The sequence below is a fragment of the Halobellus captivus genome (assembly GCF_007655485.1).
GTDB lineage: Archaea > Halobacteriota > Halobacteria > Halobacteriales > Haloferacaceae > Haloquadratum > Haloquadratum captivum.
The window spans coordinates 961,235-981,477 of the sequence record NZ_VJXQ01000001.1 but is presented as its reverse complement, the minus strand read 5'-3'; the positions used below and the strand labels follow the sequence as shown (position 1 = coordinate 981,477).

Sequence of the window (20,243 nt, the reverse complement as noted above, 5' to 3'; positions counted from 1 at the left end):
GGCGACGAATATCGATCTGCCAGTTCGGTTCGCCATCTACTCCTGACATTGTCTTACCACGTCGCGTAGCTCTTCGACAGAGTGCGGTGGTAGCGGGACGTGCTCATCCTGCGCTGTGTAGTAGATACTCGTCGTTACCTTCCGATCCTTGTATTCCGACGCGAGGACGTGATAATAGACGCTCAGTTGTTTCCGGTACTCCTCCTCGGCCCGACGGCTCAGGTCGGTCTTGTAATCGACTATCTCGACACGATCCGGCGTCACATGGACCAGGTCGACGATCCCGGAGATCGTGACCCGCTCACCGTCGACCTCGAGTGGCAATCTGGCCCACTCTTCGACGAACAGTTCGCCATCAAGTCCATCGACGAACTCTTGGACTCGTCGCTCGTCTGCGTTCGACGGCGTAACGTCGACCCCGTAGGCGTAGTCCTCGGCGAACTCGTGGAGGTCGGAGCCGAAGCCGATGCCGCGTCCGTCGACGGGTTCCATCTCTTTGTCCGCTTCCTCGTAGACGCTGTCGTCCATCAACGAGTGCGGCGTTTCACCGACGGGTCCATCGGGTGGGGGGATAGTGAACGGAAGCTGCGCCTGAACGGTCCGGTTTCGTTCGATCGCCTCGACCGCTGGAGATTCGGTCTGTATCTCGACGGGCAACTCCTCGATAAACGTGTTGGGCTCCTCGCCGCAGCCGAAGATGACGTGGCTCTCGGCCCGCGTGATAGCGACGTAGAGCAGCCGCCGTTCTTCGTTGTACTCGCGAGGCAGACAGTGTCGAAGGACGTCGTGACGCCAGTTGTCGTAGACGTGGGGGTGCTCGTGAACCTCGGCATACTGCTTTCGCTGACGAAGCCCGACCGGCTCCTCGTATCGAATGACGCTCGAGTCTCGCGACGAAGGTGGGAACCGACCGTCGTTCATATTCGCGAGGATCACGATGGGGTACTCTAGGCCCTTCGCCCCATGGATAGTCTGGACAGTGGCCGAATCGTCGCCAGCACTGGTGTGGACGTCGTGGGTCACTCCATTTTCGATGGCCCGCTCGATGAACCGGATCAAGTCGCCGCGGGTCAGCGTCGTCGAGTCGTGGATCGACTGGATCGTGTGGAGGATGACGTCGGTGTAGTCGCCGTCGAACCCATAGCGGTCAAAGACCCGGCGGGCGACCGACCCGACGGATTCCATCGCGTCGAGTTTATCCCGGAAGTCGGCTATGTTGGTCGGGTAGTCGCCGGTCGAGAGCAAGTGGCTGACTTCATCAAGCGTGTAGCCGGCGCGTTCGAGGACGACGGCCCAGCCGCGGTCGGCGTCTGCTTCCAGGATGCGTAGCCACGCGAGCAAGAGCTTCGCCGGGTCGGTCCGGAACAGCTCGACGCCGCCGTCGTAGGCCATCGGGAAATCGTACGTCTCCGCAACGTCGAGTAGTTCTCGGCCGTAGTCTCGCGTCCGAGTCAAGACGGCAATGTCGCCGTATTCCGGTGGCCGGCGGTTTCCATCCTCATCCTCGACCGCGTAATCGTCGTTTCCGACGACGCGCTGGACGGTCGAAAGGACCGCTTCGTGCTCGTCTTCGTGTTGTATCGCCTCGATGGTCGTCTCGTCGAAGGACGCGTTGGAAGATAGCGACACAACGTTGTCGAGGGCGCTCTCGTCCACCTCGTCCTTGCTCGTTGCCGGCGTGACGAGCGCCTCTTCGGAGAAGTCGAGGATAGTCTGGGTGGACCGGTAGTTCTCCTCCAGTTCGATCCGGTGGACGGCATCCGTTGCGAAGGACACGCGATCGGCGTCATCGTTGAGGTCGGCCGCAAACCGTCCGAGTCGGTTCTCGAATTCGACGATGTTGTCGACGTCGGCGTACTGGAACGAGTAGATGCTCTGCTTCCAGTCACCGACGACACAGAGATTATCGGTGTCGGCCAGGAGGAGTGCCAGCTTGAACTGTATCTCGCTGGTGTCCTGGAACTCGTCCACCATCACGTACTCGAAGGCGACCCGGTCTCGGAGGTCGTGGTTCTCGCAGAGCAGGACAAAGGCGAACAGCTGTATAAACCCGAAGTTGAGGAAGTTACGGCTGAGGGCAAACTCGAGGTATTCGAAGTAGACATCGTGGACAAACGCCTTGAGATCCTCGCGATCCTCGTCGAAGACCTGCTCTGCGACGGGGTCGTCGAGTTGCTTGGTTCCCCGGCCGCCTCGTAACCCGGACTTCGATGGCGCGTCGGGGAGGTAGGTCTTGTTGGTCCCGAAGCGACCGAGTGAATCCCGGAGCTTCGACTGCTTGCTCCCGCCGTTTCTGGGCTCGTTTACCTCGTCGAAGAGTTCACGGAATAGTTCGAAGTCGCCATCGAGGTGTTCCTCGCAGTCACGGTACCACCCGTCGGCAGTCGGGAAGATGCCCTTGGACGCCAGTTCCTTGACGACGTCGAGGAGTTCGAGCGAGTCGCGGACGGTCCGGAACTGGTCAGCATACTCAGGATGGGCGTCGCGGAACTGTCCGAGGAACTCCCGGAACAGCTCATTCTCGACGAGCTCGTCCTCGATAAGGCGGGCCGACCCGGTGATGCAGTCGTCGATGCCGAGGTAGGTCGGTGCGTCGTAACCGTGCTCCTGGAGGATGTCGTGGCAGTGCGAGTGGAACGTCTGAATGGGCACGTCGGCGAGTTCCCGAAGACCATAGCTCGAATGGTCGACGATGCGCTCTTTCATCTCCGTGGCGGCGCTCCGGGTGAACGTCACGAGGAGCACATCGTCCGGTTCGACGCTCGACTGGTCGACAATGGTGGCGTACCGTCGCGTCACGGCGAACGTCTTCCCGGTCCCGGCCCCGGCGTCGACGAGATAGATCCCGTCGGTGTTTTCGATGAGTTCACGCTGTCGGCGGTTGGGCTCGAGACCGGTCATCGCTCACCCTCCAACAGCAGGTCGCGATGGTCGACGCGCCGGTAGTTCGGTTCGCCAGCGGGCCCGTCGACGGGGAATCGGTCCTCGCCAGCCCGGTAGTGGTTGATCTCCTCGATGCGGTCCGCGAGGAACCCTTCGAACGAGTCGAGGTTCTCCCGAAAGAACGCACGCTTGCGAACGCCGTTGAGTTCGCGGATGGCCTGGTCGCAGCCCTTCTCGGCGTCCACGTCGCCTCCCGTGGCCGCGTCGACCGCGTCGGTGAACTTCCGGGCGAACGCCGACTCCCGAAGTTCGTCGCGGTCGGTCGTCTCAGGGAAGGAGAGGTTAGTCACGATGTTCTCGTAGGCCTCGAATCCAAGGTCTTCGAATGTCGCGACGCAGTCGTTGTACCCGTCAAGGAGTATCCCGTAGGCTTCCCTGGATGCGACAAATGCGGCGAACGTCTCAGGATAGTACGTCACCGTGGTCAGCGTGTCGTCGAGGTCGGCTTCGCCGGCGACGACTCCATCCAGCGTCTCGAGGAAGTGGAAAAACGTGAACTCGATTCGCGTGCCCGGCTGTTCAGTCCGGAAGTGACTCAGGTAGAGCGCGGCCTGAAAGTTCGGCGTATCGTCCGGCGGATCAACGGCCGCGCCCGTGACGACGCTGTAGGCCGACTTCCTGCGTCCGCTCTTGTAGTCGACGAGGTGGTCGGCGGCGCGGATGAGGTCGATCTTCCCCTTGGCACCGATGGCCTCGTTTTCGAACCACCGCTCGGTGAGCGGTGAGTCGATCGGTTCGCCAAAGTGGTCCTCGAAGAAGTTGGTACCCCAACCCGAGGAAGGCGTGAGGAAGTCATCTCGTTCCGGACGGTTCGCGTCGAGGAACTCGACGATGGTCTCCAGCCCAATTCGGTACTTCCGCCTGCGAAGCGGCTCGTCATCTTCGTGGAAGAACGCACCCGCCTCGTCGAGCATAACATCGACGACCTCGTCGATGGCCACGTCGTCGATCCGGTCGGGGTGGTTGACGTAGAACTCCGCGAAGTCGTGGAAGAGGTTACCCTCGCGGAAGTAGTCTTTGTCGGGACTATCGAGGAGCCGGCTGAAGAAGTAGTCCCGCGGGCTGTTGACGTAGGTGTTGAGACTCGACTGGCTGACGGTGTCGATGGCCTCTGGATCGACGTTGACGGGTTCCTTCTCGAAGCCGCCCGCGCCGTCGTCGGGAGGACGTGTGTAACGTACCGAGTCCAGGTCGCTGAACCGCTCGAAGTCCGCATCGAGTAGCTCGCCGAGATACAGACACGGCGTCACCGGTTGCCCGCCCGCGGTGTCCTGGACGAGGTAGTATTGCTCGGCCCCACTCTGGAGCAGAAGTTGGAACCGCCGGATGTATCGCTCGAACTGCGCCTCAGTGTCCACCCAGGGGCGTTGCGGTGCTGAGTGAGTCCATCCCTCGTCGATGCCTAGGTAGAAAACGACTGGTCGGTCGACGTAACCCGATGATTTGGCGTCGGCGAGCAGGACGCCCTCGTTCTCGCGGTCGACCGGGACCTCGTATGTCTGGAGGTAGTAGACGAGGTCCTCGACCCGGCGACGGTCGACGGATTGGTCGGCGAGGTCGAGTTCGGAGAGTTCATTGCGGAAGTCGTCCAGGGAGCGACCGGTCTTCGACTCGTAGTCGTTGACGGCTTCCGAGAAGGTGCGAGAATCGATGTCCCCGCAGAACTCGCGAATCCATTCGATTTTCGGAATCTCAACCGCTCTGAGACGCTTCTCGTCGTGCTCGATGTCGACCCCGATACCCATTTGCGAGCAAACCGACTTGACGTCCGCTACAGTCGTGTCCGACCCGCGATACGCCGACCGGAGGAGACATACGAATGCCCGATGGTCGGGGTCGTCGACGAAGCCCGATCCGCCGTAGTACGGGATATCAGCTGCGTCGAGCGCCGATTCGACGAGCGAAGAGTACCGGCTCCCGCTGTCGAGGACGACGGCAATCTCCTCGGAATTCTCAGCCGTTACGGTATCGAGAAGTGAGTCGATGATGTCGGCCGAAGAGTCGAAGACGTGGAAGGGCGGGTGGTCGAATGGGTCGTCAGTGAAGAGGCCAACGCGGTCGTAGTTGACTGGGAGAATAGAGCGTTCCAGTTCAGTCAGTTGTTTGTATCCGACGACGGCGACGGACTGTTCGTTGTCGATAGTGTAGTCGGTAAGTTGGTTCGATGTCGACTGGAGGCCGGCCATAATTCCGACGACCTGTTCGGTCGTGTCGTCGGTGTAGGCGTCGTAGTCGAGGACCGCGTCGTGGGTTCCCCGGTGTTCCCAGCACTGAAGGACGTTACCGATGGCGTAGGCGATGGCCTTCCAGGAGTGGTCGGTCTGGTCGATTACTTCGAGGAAAGCGAGGCGATCCTCGGCTTGTTCGCGGCGGCCGGTTGCGATTCGGCGGGGTGTGGTCGCGAAGGTTCCGAATTGTGGCGTTTCGACGCGCCGGTTAATTGCGTCCGCGAGCGCGTTGTCGGGAACGATGACGAGGTCGTGGTCGGCGACTGCTTCGTAGAGGGCGTCGAGCGGTCGGGCGCGGCGAATAGACACGCTATGCTGTTGGTAAGTATTTGGTTAAATGTGGGGGTTAAGTCGTAGAGAGTGCGATTGAATCCCATTTCGGCATATTTGTGTATGAATTGCCGAATCACTCTGGTTGTCCGCCAATACCAACAAGACAATAGCTAAGAGCGAACATATTCGACCCTAATTTGGAATATAGATTTATATAGTTGTAACATAACTCCCACTATTAACGGAAATAAACTATTAGGCTATCAAATGTCGACGGTCCGCTTCAAGGAATATTTTAGAGGTTAAAGTTGAGAAACTCTCGGCTCGAATTCATTCTGGAAGACGTTCATCGCATCCACCCCCCACTCAATTAGTTGGGTACGCTGATCGGTTGTTAGTTCAGTAATACTCGCTTCGATCGGTGTGGGCCATTTAATTCGGCAGGCCTGTTTTTCCGGCAAACGTTCCCATTCTAATTCAGCTTCTAAGCTTGATTCAATGTCTTCCTGTTCTTCTCGTAACGACTGAAAAATCTCTTCGTTGCGTTCTTTATCCGGTGTTGATATGTAGAGTTCAACCGAGAATTCCGGTCCCTGATGGAAAACCCATCCCAGCCTGACTCTCGACAGACCAGCACTGAAGGTTAGGTAATTACGAGGGCCAGGCTTGAGTTTGTACCAGCTCGGTCGTTTCTCAGAGTACGCTTCGACAAGCTCAGCGAAAAACTGCCGATAGCTCCGCTCGGATTCTGAAAGAGAATCATCTGTAATATCTCGTTCCCATTCATTTGGCTCAACAATTATTTCAAACTCAAATCCACGTTTGTCCGAGCCTTCCACACTCACAACACGTGGTTTGATCGCGAAGAATTTGACATCCTTCGGTCCGCTCTCATTCAACCATTCAAGCACACTACGATGTTCTGGTCTAAATTCCTCAGCTAACCAGATCGTGAAACCTGCATCTTTGCCTGATGAATACGTCAACAACTTTCCAAGGTGGTCGTGATCTGTCTTATTGTATTGATTTTCGATCACCACGGCTTCCCCTGTATTCATCTCCCGTGCTACGATATCAGCTGAAAAGTCACCAACTGCTTCTTCCGTACGTGCATCTTCAAGCTCAATCCCGAGCTCAGCCCCTAACAAATTGACATTTTCTCTCAACCAACGAGTAAAGTCTCTCTCTTCGTTCGCCCAGACAGAGCGAAGGTTATGCTCTTGGATTTTGGCGATATCTCGTTCCATATCTGACTTATTGTGGGGATTCCAATAAGTATGGAGTGGGCCAGAATCCGCTGTTTAATACGCCTCTCTCAGTCTCATTTATGCCTGTTACAATTCGCTATGATAGGAAAGCAGTGCAGACTGAGGTCTCAACCGCTATCAACGCCGACAACACTGTACTCTCGATTGCGACTCGTCCCCCTTGGCTGCGGGGAGGTTGTACTGCTCCATCTTTGAAAGATATGTTCAGACGGTTCGCTTCGTCCGCGGATCATCGACAGCGTCGACGTAGCGGTCGTCGACCTCGCTCGGGGCGAGCGGACCGTGATCCCCCAGGATCTCGTAGACGGTCCGCTGGTGTGGCGTGAGCGATTCAAGGCTCCGCTGTCTGATCTGTGAATGACTGTCCTCGGCGGCGTTTTATTCGGTGTCGTTGAGGTACGAGTCGAGGGGAACGCGGTCGACGCTGACGGTGTCGTAATCCTGTTCTGTGGAGAGTACCGTATCGCCGTTGGTGTGCGCGATCCCGGCGTGTACGGAGTCGAATGGCGTCGTCCCGTACTCTTCGATAAACGAGACCGCAGCGAGCAGCGCTTCCTCGTGTTCTGCGGGACGGACCGGCACGAGTTCAAGGAGGTTCGGAACAATCGTCGCGGCGTCAACGGTGTACTCAGCTGCGTCTTCGTCGTACCAGTACACGAGAAACTCCGTGTAGGCAGTAAGCGACGTGTAGACGTCCTCGGATTCGAGCGCGGCCGTCGCGTTCTCTTTCGGCCAGTCCTCGGGCTTCGCGAGGGCAAACAGAAAATCGCTCTCGACGTACATCTGGAGTCAGTCCTCTTCCTCGTCGCGTTCGGCTGCGACCTCGCGGGCCGCTTTTGAGCGCGCTTCGGCTTTGAGCTCGTCGACGTCTTTGCCCGCCAAGGCGTCGCCGACTTCGTCCTCGATCGCGGCGAGCGGGTCGTCGGCGACGGGGAACAACGCGACGTGCGACGGCAGTTCGACGATGCGGTATTTCTGGCCGTGCTTTTCACGGATCTCCTTGGGGAGGTAGATCCGGCCCCGCTTGTCGGCTTTCGACGTCATAGCGTCAGGTTTAGCCTGTAGAAAGAAAATACTCCCCGTTATTTCGACTCTTTTCCCGTATGTTACAGACGGCAGCTGAGATCGGGACAACACCAATCAGTGCGGGACTTGGTGCCAATATTGAGTAATATGTGTCTGTACAAATTAGCCACTGTGTGCCCAATTAAGGCTTTCAGAGATATCTTTTATGACGTCTCGTCTAATGAGGAGAGTTGCGTTTCATCTTTCCAGCCCATAATCTTCCTTCAAAGAGTTTTACTGAGAGATACGGACGGGGAAACAGCATCACTGGCGCGACAGAAAGGAGTAAGAGAAGAAAAGAGCACAGATAATGCAAAAAATCGACGAGCTAAGTATTGGTGAAGCAGTGTTTGAGTCGTTGTAATATTGACGGGTTTATTTATAATTCGAGTACAGGTTGTCCTCTAATGACGTCTTCCGATGATAGTCGTATGTTCCTAACTGATGATCCAATCACTTCTGAAGAGCAAGACAGCTTTGGCCATATCGAATACGTAGACACTCTCTCCACAGTCATTCAGAATGTTGAGCCACCCTGGCACGTCGGCATCTTCGGTGAGTGGGGGTCAGGAAAAAGCTCGATTATCAAACTGCTGTATAACAGAATACGGAGCCGCTCAGAATTTGACGAGGTGCTTTGTATCGAGTTCGACGCTTGGGCTCACGCTGAAGACTCGATCCGGACAGAACTACTTCTGGAATTAGATCAAGCGATTGGTGAAGAGATCGACGGTGAAGATTCGGAAGGTGTTCTCGGAGAAGACGACATTACGGGCCGGCTTTACGACGTAGAGGAAGATGAGCAAGTCACGAAATCCAGTAGCCCACAAGAAATTATCTCTGATTTCTGGTCTGACAGCCCATTACTTGCAATAGCATTTGTTGGATTGGCTATAGCCGCTGTTGCGTTAGAAGCTGGCGGATACTCTGCTGCCGCATCAGTAGTCCTGACAGGGTTACTGTTACCTGTGCTAGGATATATTCTACAGCAGTTGGATACGGTTGCTCAGACGATTCAGAGGAAGTTTTTGTACCCTCGGAAGGAGTGGACCGGTGCTTATCAAAGGATCTTCGAGTCAATTATTCAGGAGTCGGAGGCCGAAAAGGTCGTCATCTCAGTGGATAACTTGGACCGGTGTGAAAGCGACACGGTCTACGACGTCCTCGTGTCCTTGAAGACCTTCTTGGAGGACGACCGTTGTATCTACTTGATTCCGTGTGATGATGAAGCGTTGGAGAGTCACCTAAAGGCGATTAACGAGGACGGATATTTTGGGGATACACGAAGCGAGCGCGAGTTCCTCAGAAAGTTTTTCCAGACCCATATGCGGATCCCACCGTTCCAAACCGAAGATGTCGAAAACTATGCTCAGGAGCAGAATGAACAGCTTAGCAATTCATTTGACGAAGAGACTGTTGATATCATAGCAAACGCCTACTTTGAGAACCCCCGCAGAATTAAAAACGCGATCAACCGGCTCGTTACTCTCCGAAAAATCGCAGAAGAACGAGAGGCAGAGGGGATACTGAACTCGGGGAGAATCACTGAAAATACGCCGTTCCTTGCAAAGATTTCAATACTGGAAGAGGAGTTCTCAGACTTCTACAGGCAACTTGTAGATGACCCGTACCTCTTAGACGATGTTAATTCATATTTCAACAATGACTTACAAGATGAGGACAAGCAGGACCGTATAAAGAAAATTCTCGATATTGATGAACGAGGAGAATCACGTTTGGAATCGTTCCTCAGCTCGACTCAAAGAGTTACAGCACCGAATGTCCGTCCTTTCCTTAATCTTGCAGAACCGTCCTATTCGTCTGGTTTAGATGATTTAGACGACGTAATGCGGTACTTGAAGACGGGCCAACAATCAGAGCTTCGAGAGCAAATAGAGGATATCAGGGAGAGAAGTCGTTCATTTGCTCAGTACTGTGATGCCATTGATGACGACCTTCAGACCTACCGTTCAAACAGTCGTGAGCAGCCAATGTATAGCATTATTCGAAGTTTGGTCTCTATCTTCAACGTACTAGAGGAAGAAGAAAAGAAGCAGGTCGCCCAAGTCGTCGGCAAATATCTGGTGAGAAATCCTGTACGCGAGGATCTACCTCATCTTAATGCAAAATCTGTATTCCCGATACTACTGGTGATGCCGGCACGTTATTCACGCCGGCTCTTCAACAGGTTCGCAGAATTAGTCAAAATTGAAGATGGACTGAACGATGGTGTCTTAGAGGCATTCATCACACACGCTGACGAAATCCCTAGGCGTACAGTCTCAAAATTCTCTACCAGTGTAATTGATCTGCGAGATGATAACTTGAGTGCTGCTCTGAAGAGTTTAGCAGATTCCAGCGAAGCTAAGGAGCACTTGGTCACGGCTGAGATTATCGAAGTTGCTGCTTCACTGGTTGAGATGGAGGACAATCAGAACGAGTATACAAAGACTGGGCAGTACGGTCAGTTTGATGACATAGCTGGTGTCGATGGCCGTAGCAGCTACGTAGAGAAGCTGCTTGAACTTCGAGACGATTACAATGGGAATCAAGCGGATCAAATCGATCAGTCACTTGCTCGTGAGTTGATGGAGGTAGGTTCAAAGGTTTCAGAATCTACAGCAGAAAAAGTTTTTCAGACGATTAAGGAGCTTCTCGAAGAGAAGAGTAACGAGAGGGTTGTACTTGTTGAGGCCGTCCTACACTTCCACGAGTCGTTCTCAGAGAATACTTGGTCGGAGGTTCAGCAGTTGATTAGCGACTTGTACCGGAAGTGGAATCCGAATAACGTGAGAGAGATCTACGAATTTGCAGTGGAGAATAAGATACCGGTGCTTGAGTCTGAAGAAGAAGTTGATGCGTTTCTCTCTCGTGTACCTAGCCACATCAACAACGAGGACTTCATCATTGACGAAGTGATTCCACGAGTTTCGTCTGAATACGATTCGAAGATTGCTGATAAAGCAGACGGACTGATCCAGAACAACAATAACAACCATAGACAACTCGGGCTTTCGATAGTTGAGAAGCACCCCAGTAGATTTGAGGAAGAGTGGGGTTCGATTATTGAGCAATGCGGTCGACAGGCCAAAGGTGAGAATAACTCAAACGTTAAGAAACGACTCTTGATGCCTATCGCTAAGCATTTCTCGAAGCTTGATGGGCCGGAGCAAGAGAGCTTCATCGGACAAATGGAGATCCTTCTTCGAGGCAATGCAGGCGACTACAAGGTCTATAAGGAACTGTGGGACGCCTTTTCGGAAGACGCAGACGCAGATCGACGTGCAGCAGTTGTCGGGGACGTGCGAGAAGAAGTTGCTCAGAGACTCAGCAATAACCAGAACCCGGACCACCTCACACCGATTATCGAAGTCCTGCAATCGATGCCTGAAGAGCTCGGAAAGAACCAAGGCGGCCGGTTTATGGAACGGCTCAGCAATGCCCTGACTGATCAAAATCTCAACGCCAGTCAATTGAAAACAGTCGTTGAACAGATTGCCGGTTTTAAGGAGTTCTATGGGAAGGAGGATCAGATACTAGATCGCCTAGAGAGCCTTCTCGACCGGACGAATAACAATGCAGTCAAGAATGCGGCTAAGGACTTGATCCAACGGTTCGAGCAATTAGAGACCGTTGATCAGGAAAGGTTGGAAGGCATCAAAGAATATTATCTGGAGTAACTAGTTGAAGTTCTCGACAGTATTCAGAGCGCACCACTCCAAGTCAGGTACGCAATTCCTGCAACGGGAATTGATGAGTACGCCCAAGCGAGCGTGTAATACCATCCAGGGAGTGATTCATCGAACCCGTATGTGTAGAGAGCGAGGCCAGCGACGATAACTCCGAGATTCGCGTACCAAACAAGCCAGTCGCTGACGAACGAGTAGTCGTATAGGTGAATGTTGATGGCTGCGACGTTCGCCCAGATGGCGGGCCGGCTGATGTACTGCTTTTCAACGAGCAGTCCGAGCAGTATCAACGCGATCACGTCCAGATTTTCGATGACAACCGGAGGAAGTACCTCAATCCACATACCTCGTACTTGCTGAGTGTTAAGATAATACTTGTCTGAGCGGAGTGAAACTAATGAGGATTGGGTCCGTAGTTGCTCAGTCAGAGGTCATCGGTATGCTTGATTTCGCGTTTCCGCAAATACGCGACGGTCTCTCCCCGTTCGAGCTACAAGCTCATATCTTTCCGATCTGAACTACTCCCAGCGATTAGTTACTTATTGTATTTGTGGGACTATGCGATAGTGGTTATTATATTGGTGACAGACCGTGGTTTGATTACATTACCGAGAATGTAGTCGGTATGAACATTGATGAGTCCTCCTCTCCTCGCGTCTGGATTGAGAAAACCCAGCAGGAGGGCAGGCGCTACAAGCAAGAAGGAGAATTAGCACTCGGAAAAGCGCTGATTTCACCGAGCAGGGATAATGGTGGCTACCGGCGGTATGAAACCCTGCGCGAAGCTGATATTGGAGATATCGTTCTCCATCTGGTGCAAGAACAATATCAAATCGTCGCGGTTTCCGTTATCGATTCAGAACTACAGGAGGATTTCGAGGGCCCTCCAGATAATCGGTGGAGTGAGGAACAAGCCGGGGGCGGCTATCGTCGTGATCTTCGGTCAAAGGAGGGTATCGAACCGCATATTCACATCTATGATGACATCCTCCGGAACGAGGAATACACCGAGGATCTGCAACGGATTTGTGAGACAACCGACCAGAAAATCTTCTACACAAAGAACCTACAGCTAAATCAAGGACATTATTTTACTGAGTGCCCCCCAGAGCTCGTTGAGATCTTCGCTGCCGAATCATCGAACCTGAGAACGCTACTCGAAAAACACGGCTATACTGTCAGCGGAGGCACCAAGCCGTACAGTGGCATTTCCGAGGCGACGGCTGCAATCCGAGAGCAGCTCACCGATGGATCCCCTGGCAACTGGCTTGGCAGCGCGCTTGCGACTGACGTTATTGAAGAGTGGACGACTGTCCTTCGACGCAATTCCACCGTCGAAAACGACATCGATCCAAGCGATGTCCACGTTTATGAGCAGTTGTTTGATCTGTACAATAGGCATATCGAGCAACTCCAAACCCAAGCTGATCGACTTGGTGTTCAACAGATCACCGACTCCTCACTGACACCTGCGCAAGTTCTCTTCGTCGTGCTAATCCGGGGTCTACAATTACAGGCGGATCTCACCCCAAATTTCAATCACGTGAAGATGGATCAACTACTCGACGAGCGGTTCCGGCGGCCACCGCTGGAAGAGTCGACGAGGCCACCGCGAGGACGGGATACGATTGCTCGCCAACTTTCTCGGGTAAATCAACTTATCTTCCATGGCCCGCCGGGGACGGGTAAAACGTACACTGCCCGCGAGTTCGCCCGATGGTGGATTGCAAAACAGTCGGACGCACCGACGGAAGCCCAACTCGAAGTCGTCACCTTCCATCCGTCGTTTACGTATGAAGATTTCATCGAGGGCTTGACTGCTCGCCAACACAATGGTGGCGTCGAATATGCGGTTGAGGCCGGTGTGTTCAAGCGGCTCTGTGATCGAGCGCGTCTTGCCTACGAGTCGCACCGCGAGGGGGAGTCCGAAGGATCGCCACCGCCATACGTCCTTATCATCGACGAAATCAACCGGGGGAATCTCGCTCAGATCTTCGGTGAGATCATCACCCTCCTGGAACCGGATAAACGACAAGATGCTACCAGCGAAACCGCCACAACGCTCCCCCACTCGAACGAACGGTTCACCGTCCCACCAAATCTGTATGTAATTGGGACGATGAATACGGCCGACCGATCGATTGCCCTGGTGGACGCGGCGCTGAGACGCCGGTTCCGATTCATCCATTTCCCGCCGGAGATGACGCCGCTGGAAGAGAGATATGGATTCGACGGTGAGGTTGAATTAGAGGCGCTCGCTACTGAGGGGGATGCGGCCGATTCGCTGCTTGCCCTCTCAATTCTCGCATGGAAACAGCTGAATGCGCGGATCCGCGATGCATCCCAACTTGGGCGTGGCAAACAGCTCGGCCACTCGTATCTACTCGGGATCGATCAGGACGGTAAGGCGACCGAACAGGTCGCCCAGATCGTTGATGCCTGGCAGTTCGAGATCCTTCCACTTTTGGAGGAATACTACTTTGGGCAGTTCGTCCAGATCGAACAACAGCTGTTCGATGGTGATGCTGGAGAGCTGCTTGATACGGACCGCCAGGAGATTCGCGCATTCACAGCAGGTGAGCTCGCCACTGTACTCGCTGAACTAGTCGGCATCAACGTTGTTTGGGAAACTCCGACGTCATCCGAGGACTCTTTCTCGAACTCGCTCGGCTATTTAGCAGAGAATAACGTGTTGAAGATTGGGGATGAACTCCACTTCGATATTGACAGTATGCACGAGAGTCCGGAGCCACAGTTTGAGCCGGACAGCGACTATTGGGTGTGTACGGTCGCAGATCTCGGGACACAAAAGGGCGTCCGGTGGGCATATGACGGCGAGCTCCATTCTCTAACTGACCTCGCTCGTCGGATCGATCACGATCATCGCGATACCGATCGAACCAGTTACGCGGGCCACGACTACTGGTACATCCCTGGGTATGACGAATACTCTCTCCTCGAACTGGCACGTGCAATTCGAGATGGTGAGCCTATCCCCGAGAAGCTTCAGTCAGCCGAGTTATGAGTGGTCAGCAGTCCGCTTCCCTCTCCACGAGTGAGCCCGACTACACGCTTCGCGAATACGAGGCAACCCCATACCTGGATACAGAAGAGCTTCCCTCAAAGGCTCGAGAGACGGTCGAACGGGAAATTAATGGGGGAACTGGGTCAGATAAAGCGACCCGCCTTCTGCTGGAATATCGGGCAGACGGTCGTGCCCGACTCCGAGCTACTCAGCATATCGGAATCGTCGCATTGCCAGAGGGGCCAACGGTTGAGATTCGCCCAAAAATAGCCAACACAGACCTTCTTGGACTTCTCAAATACGCACAAAATATTGAAGCGCAGACGTTCGAGCAGGAGACTCAACTTGCCGGTGGAGCCCGGTTTATTGATGCGCTTGCGATGCTGTTCCAAAACGAGCTCGATCACGTGTTGACCCAGGGGCTTCACGGGTCATACAGCCGCGTATCACGGACTACTGACCACCTCCGAGGCCGAATCAATGTGCAGCAACAACTTCAACGACAGGGGCCAACGCCGACAGCCTTCGAGTGTACGTACGACGAATTAACGGTTGATACCACGGTTAACCAGGCAATCCTCTATGCCACAACGGTTCTGCAGCGGCTCGTCAGTGACCCCGATCTTAACAGGGCACTACGCCGGCACCAGCAACAGTTACGCCGCCGAGTCGAGCTGACGCCAGTGCGGCCAATCGAGTTGGAATCAGTCGAGCTAACACGGTTGATGGAGTACTACGAGGATCTCGTTCGATTGACCAAGCTAGTGCTACAGAACGTGCATCTCGATTCACTCCGCGTCGCGGACCGAGACTCGTATGCTCTCTTAGTGAATATGAATACGATCTTTGAGGAGGTGGTTGAACGGGTGGTTTCTGAGCTGGCAACTGAACGCGGCTGGGTCGCCACGGCACAGGCTACTTCAACGCGACTTGTCTCAGGCGGTCATCGCCGGATACAGATCCGCCCTGACGTGTTGGTTTCGGATGGGGAGCGTGCTCGGCTTGTGGGTGATGCAAAGTGGAAGCGTGACAATCCAGCAGCCAATAGTCGCGAACCGTCGCCCAGTGATATCTATCAACTTGTCGCGTATCAAGTAGCACACGACGTCCCTGGTGTACTATTTTATCCAGAGCAAGAGCAGGCCCTGCGATCCACATATGAGGTACGTGATCTTGACTCGCTCACGCTGGTGGAAGTCCCCGTCAAAGCTGTTGATGGACAGTCCCTCCTTACAACGATTCAACGGGGTGTTGCTGCCCAACTTCCTTGGTGAGGCCATTATCGTTCAGAAGCGCCTTATAACAATGTCTTGAGAAGGGTGTTTCTGTACTCGTTCCCACGGCCTACGGAAACGGACGGTGAGACGGTGCACGCCGATGCCTAGGTGATAGTCAAACAGGGAAGCACGGGGGTTGTGTGGGCCTTCGTTGACGAACTTCCAAGTCGTCCATTCGATGGTACCCGGAGGCACTAGCAGACCCGCCGCTGTGCGACTCAGAGCGTGACTAATCGTACAATGAACTCTTTCGAGGACACTTGACCGAAACTTTATCAGAGGTAGCAAGAGCAGTACCTCTCAATGCAGGATATCCTTCGTTCCATCTTCGAGAACGTACAACAGAATCCCAACCTATCCGAAAGTGAGGTTATGGATATTTTTGTTGACGAAGGGTTCTTTTCCGAGCTTGGGTACGAAGGGTTCGGAGTAGACATACGCTCTGAAGAGAGTATCGTGGGGAAGGGACGAGCAGATTATTCAGGGAAAGACGACCTCGATAATACGGTATTCACAATCGAATTTAAGAAACCGTCTAGAGACGAAGACCTAGCAAATCACAAACCCCAACTCTGGGAGCAATATGTAAAGCCTCTCAAAGCCAGATATGGCGTTCTGACTGACGGACAGGAAATCATTCTATACGAACGTGGGGCACGGGACCGGGCAGAACGTATCTTCCGCAATTCGCTAGAAGAGATTACTGACGTGGAAGCTGACGAGATCGTTGACCTTCACAAACCGAGTTACGAATTTAGTACGAAATCCGAACTCACCGAGTATCTCGATTCGATTGATTCTGTATCTATTGGAGAGGTAATTGATGATGAGCAGGTTGGTCAGAATGAGTTCCTGACTACCTTCGCTAACGAGCAGAATACCATATTCTATGAAATGCTCGAAAAGACGTACAACCTCCTCGACTACTATGTCGAGCGCGAAGAGAATTCGTTCCCAAAGGACGCTTACGAGTTCTGGGAGGAGTACTACTCGGCAGAACCTAATTGGAGTGATCTCCCTGATGAGTGGCAGGATATCGCCGGGTCAGCAGCGAATAAAGAGAAGGTTATGTTCGCTGTTGAAACTGTCCAATCCTTGCTCGGACGGTTTATGTTGGCGAAGGCCTGTGACGACTTTGATTTCCCCTCTCTGTCGCTCTCGGAGTTTATTATAGGAAATACACGCGAGTTTCGTGACACGGTTCCCGTCGGGTCTTACACAATCGCTGCGAGTGACTTGATGGACCAGATGCGGCAGGAACTCGTAGAATCCATTTTCGAACAGGACATCTACTACTGGTGGAACGCACCTGTTGAGGACTACGACGCGGGTGACGTTCGGGAACTGAGTCAAACAGACTGGCCGCGGGCTATGCGAGAGTTTGACCGAACACTGCTTGAGTTTATTCTATCTGTCTCACGCTTTAACTACATGAATATCCGTGGCGACCCACTCGGAGAGCTGTACCAGAAGCACTTCACACAAGAAACTCGCCGTGCACTGGGTGAGTTCTACACCCCCCCAAGTTTGGCAGAATACGTCTTGGACTCCGCAGGTTACGATCCTGCGGAAAGTGACCGGGACCTTCGTCAGCAACGGCTTATCGACCCTTCATGCGGCTCTGGTACGTTTCTGATACAAGCCCTAGAAAAATACCGGGAGCAGTGTGGTGGGGACACGAACTGGGCAACTGAACTCCGTAACCTATGTGAGCGGTCCCGACTCGTTGGATTAGATATCCATCCGTTCGCAGTCGTGCTAGCCCAGATTCGGTTTATGCTCGATATTCTGCCGGAGTACGGGGAAGCAGTCGAGCAGGAGGGTCCGGGGTTCGTCCTCAAACGACTCCCGATTTACCGCACCGACTCACTTATCGATGAGAGTCAAGTTGAGGAGGGACTCCAGCAGACTCTCACTGCCAGCCACGATAAGGGAATGATTGAATTCAAGATGCCTCTCCCAATTCGTCAAGGAAGTGATTTCGAATCCCTCCCATTCGAACTGCCCGAGTTTAGTTATGTACAAGAGAAGACGCTAAACGAAATTCAGAACCAACAACAGTACTTCTCAGCGCTACTCGGCGTATTCGACGCAGTCAAAGAAATCGGCGGGCGGCAAGAACGCTACGAGGTTGAGCAGGACGAATTGGAGTCATACTTTACTGATTACTTTGAGCCCCACATCAGTACGGAGCAGATTGCAAATGTCTTTCTTGATACAGCAAACGGATTCCTCGGAACAGTTGAAGACTTACGTCACGACTACAATGACGGCCGACTGTTGAAACTCATTGAGGACGTTGTGCTCGCGTCTATCATTAAGAACGATATTTCACATGACTACGTCATTGGGAACCCACCGTGGGTCGCTAAGCAGAACCGATATACTGGGGATGACCAGAACCGGCGGATGCAGCAACTCTACTATTCGGCATGGAGCGAATCAGACCCCTATATGGAGTTTATGGAGCGTGGTCTCGATATGCTTCACACTGGGGGGAAACTCGGGTTCGTCGTATCAAACCGTTTCCTCTATAATTCAGGTGCAAAGGAAATCCGTGCCCTACTTGCTAAGAATCGGATTCACGAAATTATCGACTTTACCGATGTTCCGATATTCCCTGACGCAACGAACTACACCGCGGCAATAACGGTTGAGAAGGAGGTCGATAACGACGATTGGGACTCGTTCATAGAAGACGATTCTTTCACTAATGAGCATTCAATCTTGTCGACTCGTGTTCGTCAGTGGGAGGAGACAGATGACTCCGATAATGTGGATGTTCAGTCTTTGATTAGTACTATCCGAGCGCGGGTACCTCACCCGACCATCGAGTTCTTCGACATAGATTCCAAACACCTCCAAGGTCGTGTATGGGTAAAACGAGGTGAAGTCTATCGTGAGGAGATGTCTACTCGTTTCACGGCAAACGGCCAGCGTGTTTCTGTTTCGAAGATGCTGCCGATAGCAGACGTGTGGCCGTTCTGCCCTATGAGTGAGTATGACGTTCTGGGCCAGGTTGAGGACCTAATGGATATGCGTCTGGGGGATAGGCGAGTTATCCGGAACAATTCCCCAGAGGATGCACCGAATTTGGTCGGGGATGAAATTATGGTGGGAATTCAGACTAGTGGAGATAATGCATACATCGTTCATCCTATCGTGGGTATTAGCAAGGAGAAACTGAGTGAAATAGATACGCTCCCGATTACTCCGCGCGGGATTGACGAAACATATACTGTAGAAACGGGGCTTTTGAAGATAGACATCAGTAGTCAGGACGTTGAACGATGGTTGCCTTCTTGGGACAACCGCCTTGTTTTCGTCCCGTACAAACAGGGTGACGAGCGAGCGCAATTGATTCGCCCCCGAGAGTTGAAAGAAGAATATGAGCAGACGTGGGAATACTTCTCTGACGCGAAGGTCTTGGAAACGTTGTCCGAGGACTCCGTGGAGCGTGAGGAGATTCATAACCGCCTCGCCTACGAACTTGATGTAATTGACGAGGATGATGTGACGACAAATGATGGTGAGCGTGATTATAGACAGGCAGACCTTTCATCAAGCCAGTATCAGGACCTGAGTCGTGCGATTAGAACAAATGTAGATGTCATTGACTTGTTCGACAAGGATCTCTGGTGGTATCGGTATATGCGCCGCCAGAATATTGAGTCGCTTCCGTATCCCAAATTGCTAACAGGCAATCAAAAGAACGAAAATAGCCTATGCTTCGACGATGAAGGCATTATTGCACCGCATAATGCGCGGGTCTATTCGTTTGCCGTTGCTGAGGATAAAAGATATTCCATAGCAGGAGTTTTGAATTCTGCTATAACAGAATATTATCATAAACACCATTCTCGAATCCACAGAGGGAGAGCCTACAGTTACATTAAAGACTATATCTCAAAATGGCCGGTGAAAGTTCCAACAGGGGAATTGAAAGAACGCATTGAAACTGCGGTTAATGAGATTCTTCACCTGAAAGACCTTGAAACGAAGATACCCCAATTCCCGGACCCGTATATTCTTAAGGCCCGTGAGAAGGGAGCGGAATTTATAGATGTGACAATAACTCCTGAATCGACTTTTATTTCTTCACCATCTGTCCAGCAGAATTTGGACCGGGATACGACATTAGTCTTGGACGATGGTCAATCACTTTCTGAGGGTATTGACTCCGGCGTGAAGGCCGAATATGTACAAACTGCACTCCAAGATACCAAACTACACAAGAACCAAACACTTTCGCTACCCGTCCCCCTTGATGACGAAGTTGCGCAAAACGCGCTGGATGAGCTAGCTGAGGATATCTCAACCCGCAACGATGGAGATATTGCTGAATTAGAGGAGCAAATCAATGAAGCTGTATTCGAACTCTATGGGCTATCGGAAGAAGATGTTCAGGAGCATGTGCATAGATATAATAGGCAACACGAATCCGTGAAACCGTTGGACATCGTAGATTGAGAATA

At 53.0% G+C, this 20,243-nt stretch carries 10 protein-coding genes and 1 pseudogene; 4 read left to right on the top strand and 7 right to left on the bottom strand.

Features of this window, described 5'->3' with window-relative positions; all coding sequences use genetic code 11:
* Positions 1–36: 36 nt before the first annotated feature.
* The 6 genes and pseudogenes from FJT57_RS04875 to FJT57_RS04850 form a co-directional block, all read right to left on the bottom strand.
* Complete coding sequence (locus FJT57_RS04875) at positions 37–2,901, bottom strand: UvrD-helicase domain-containing protein (RefSeq protein ID WP_144902206.1); 2,865 nt, start codon at positions 2,899–2,901, stop codon at positions 37–39.
* Positions 2,898–5,480: a PD-(D/E)XK nuclease family protein gene (locus tag FJT57_RS04870; RefSeq protein ID WP_144902203.1), complete on the bottom strand. Its 2,583-nt coding sequence runs from the start codon at positions 5,478–5,480 to the stop codon at positions 2,898–2,900. The genes FJT57_RS04875 and FJT57_RS04870 overlap by 4 nt, the downstream gene beginning before the upstream one ends.
* Positions 5,481–5,746: 266 nt before the next feature.
* Entirely contained in the window at positions 5,747–6,691 is a 945-nt protein-coding gene (locus tag FJT57_RS04865; RefSeq protein ID WP_144902200.1) for a DUF4268 domain-containing protein, read from the bottom strand.
* 128 nt (positions 6,692–6,819) lie between these two features.
* Positions 6,820–7,090 (bottom strand): annotated as a pseudogene (locus FJT57_RS17235) (AAA family ATPase); the annotation flags it as partial.
* The gene (locus FJT57_RS04855) at positions 7,091–7,495 is read right to left on the bottom strand and encodes a PIN domain nuclease (protein ID WP_144902198.1); all 405 of its coding nucleotides are present in this window, start codon (positions 7,493–7,495) and stop codon (positions 7,091–7,093) included.
* Between the two features lie 6 nt (positions 7,496–7,501).
* The gene (locus FJT57_RS04850) at positions 7,502–7,756 is read right to left on the bottom strand and encodes an AbrB/MazE/SpoVT family DNA-binding domain-containing protein (protein ID WP_144902195.1); all 255 of its coding nucleotides are present in this window, start codon (positions 7,754–7,756) and stop codon (positions 7,502–7,504) included.
* A gap of 428 nt (positions 7,757–8,184) precedes the next feature.
* On the opposite strand from FJT57_RS04850, the gene FJT57_RS04845 reads away from it, so the two are divergent.
* Positions 8,185–11,457, top strand: coding sequence for a KAP family P-loop NTPase fold protein (locus tag FJT57_RS04845; RefSeq protein WP_144902193.1), 3,273 nt, complete (start codon positions 8,185–8,187; stop codon positions 11,455–11,457).
* A gap of 23 nt (positions 11,458–11,480) precedes the next feature.
* Here the strand turns inward: FJT57_RS04845 and FJT57_RS04840 are convergent, their stop codons facing one another.
* Positions 11,481–11,810, bottom strand: a complete 330-nt coding sequence (locus FJT57_RS04840) for a hypothetical protein (protein WP_144902190.1) — start codon at positions 11,808–11,810, stop codon at positions 11,481–11,483.
* 281 nt (positions 11,811–12,091) lie between these two features.
* On the opposite strand from FJT57_RS04840, the gene FJT57_RS04835 reads away from it, so the two are divergent.
* The 3 genes from FJT57_RS04835 (at position 12,092) to FJT57_RS04825 (ending at position 20,238) form a co-directional block, all read left to right on the top strand.
* On the top strand, positions 12,092–14,491 hold the full coding sequence (locus FJT57_RS04835) for an McrB family protein (protein WP_144902187.1): 2,400 nt from the start codon (positions 12,092–12,094) through the stop codon (positions 14,489–14,491).
* A complete protein-coding gene (locus FJT57_RS04830) occupies positions 14,488–15,765 on the top strand; it encodes an McrC family protein (protein ID WP_144902185.1) in 1,278 nt (425 codons plus the stop codon). Before FJT57_RS04835 ends, FJT57_RS04830 begins: the two co-directional genes overlap by 4 nt.
* A gap of 306 nt (positions 15,766–16,071) precedes the next feature.
* Entirely contained in the window at positions 16,072–20,238 is a 4,167-nt protein-coding gene (locus FJT57_RS04825; RefSeq protein WP_203229095.1) for an Eco57I restriction-modification methylase domain-containing protein, read from the top strand.
* Positions 20,239–20,243 lie beyond the last annotated feature (5 nt).

What these genes read in the sequence shown, in the direction of transcription:
- FJT57_RS04825 (WP_203229095.1), top strand. Translation starts at nt 16,072, where the DNA reads ATGCAGGATATCCTTCGTTCCATCTTCGAGAACGTACAACAGAATCCC.
- FJT57_RS04855 (WP_144902198.1), bottom strand. Translation starts at nt 7,495, where the DNA reads ATGTACGTCGAGAGCGATTTTCTGTTTGCCCTCGCGAAGCCCGAGGAC.
- FJT57_RS04875 (WP_144902206.1), bottom strand. Translation starts at nt 2,901, where the DNA reads ATGACCGGTCTCGAGCCCAACCGCCGACAGCGTGAACTCATCGAAAAC.
- FJT57_RS04850 (WP_144902195.1), bottom strand. Translation starts at nt 7,756, where the DNA reads ATGACGTCGAAAGCCGACAAGCGGGGCCGGATCTACCTCCCCAAGGAG.
- FJT57_RS04840 (WP_144902190.1), bottom strand. Translation starts at nt 11,810, where the DNA reads ATGTGGATTGAGGTACTTCCTCCGGTTGTCATCGAAAATCTGGACGTG.
- FJT57_RS04830 (WP_144902185.1), top strand. Translation starts at nt 14,488, where the DNA reads ATGAGTGGTCAGCAGTCCGCTTCCCTCTCCACGAGTGAGCCCGACTAC.
- FJT57_RS04845 (WP_144902193.1), top strand. Translation starts at nt 8,185, where the DNA reads ATGACGTCTTCCGATGATAGTCGTATGTTCCTAACTGATGATCCAATC.
- FJT57_RS04835 (WP_144902187.1), top strand. Translation starts at nt 12,092, where the DNA reads ATGAACATTGATGAGTCCTCCTCTCCTCGCGTCTGGATTGAGAAAACC.
- FJT57_RS04865 (WP_144902200.1), bottom strand. Translation starts at nt 6,691, where the DNA reads ATGGAACGAGATATCGCCAAAATCCAAGAGCATAACCTTCGCTCTGTC.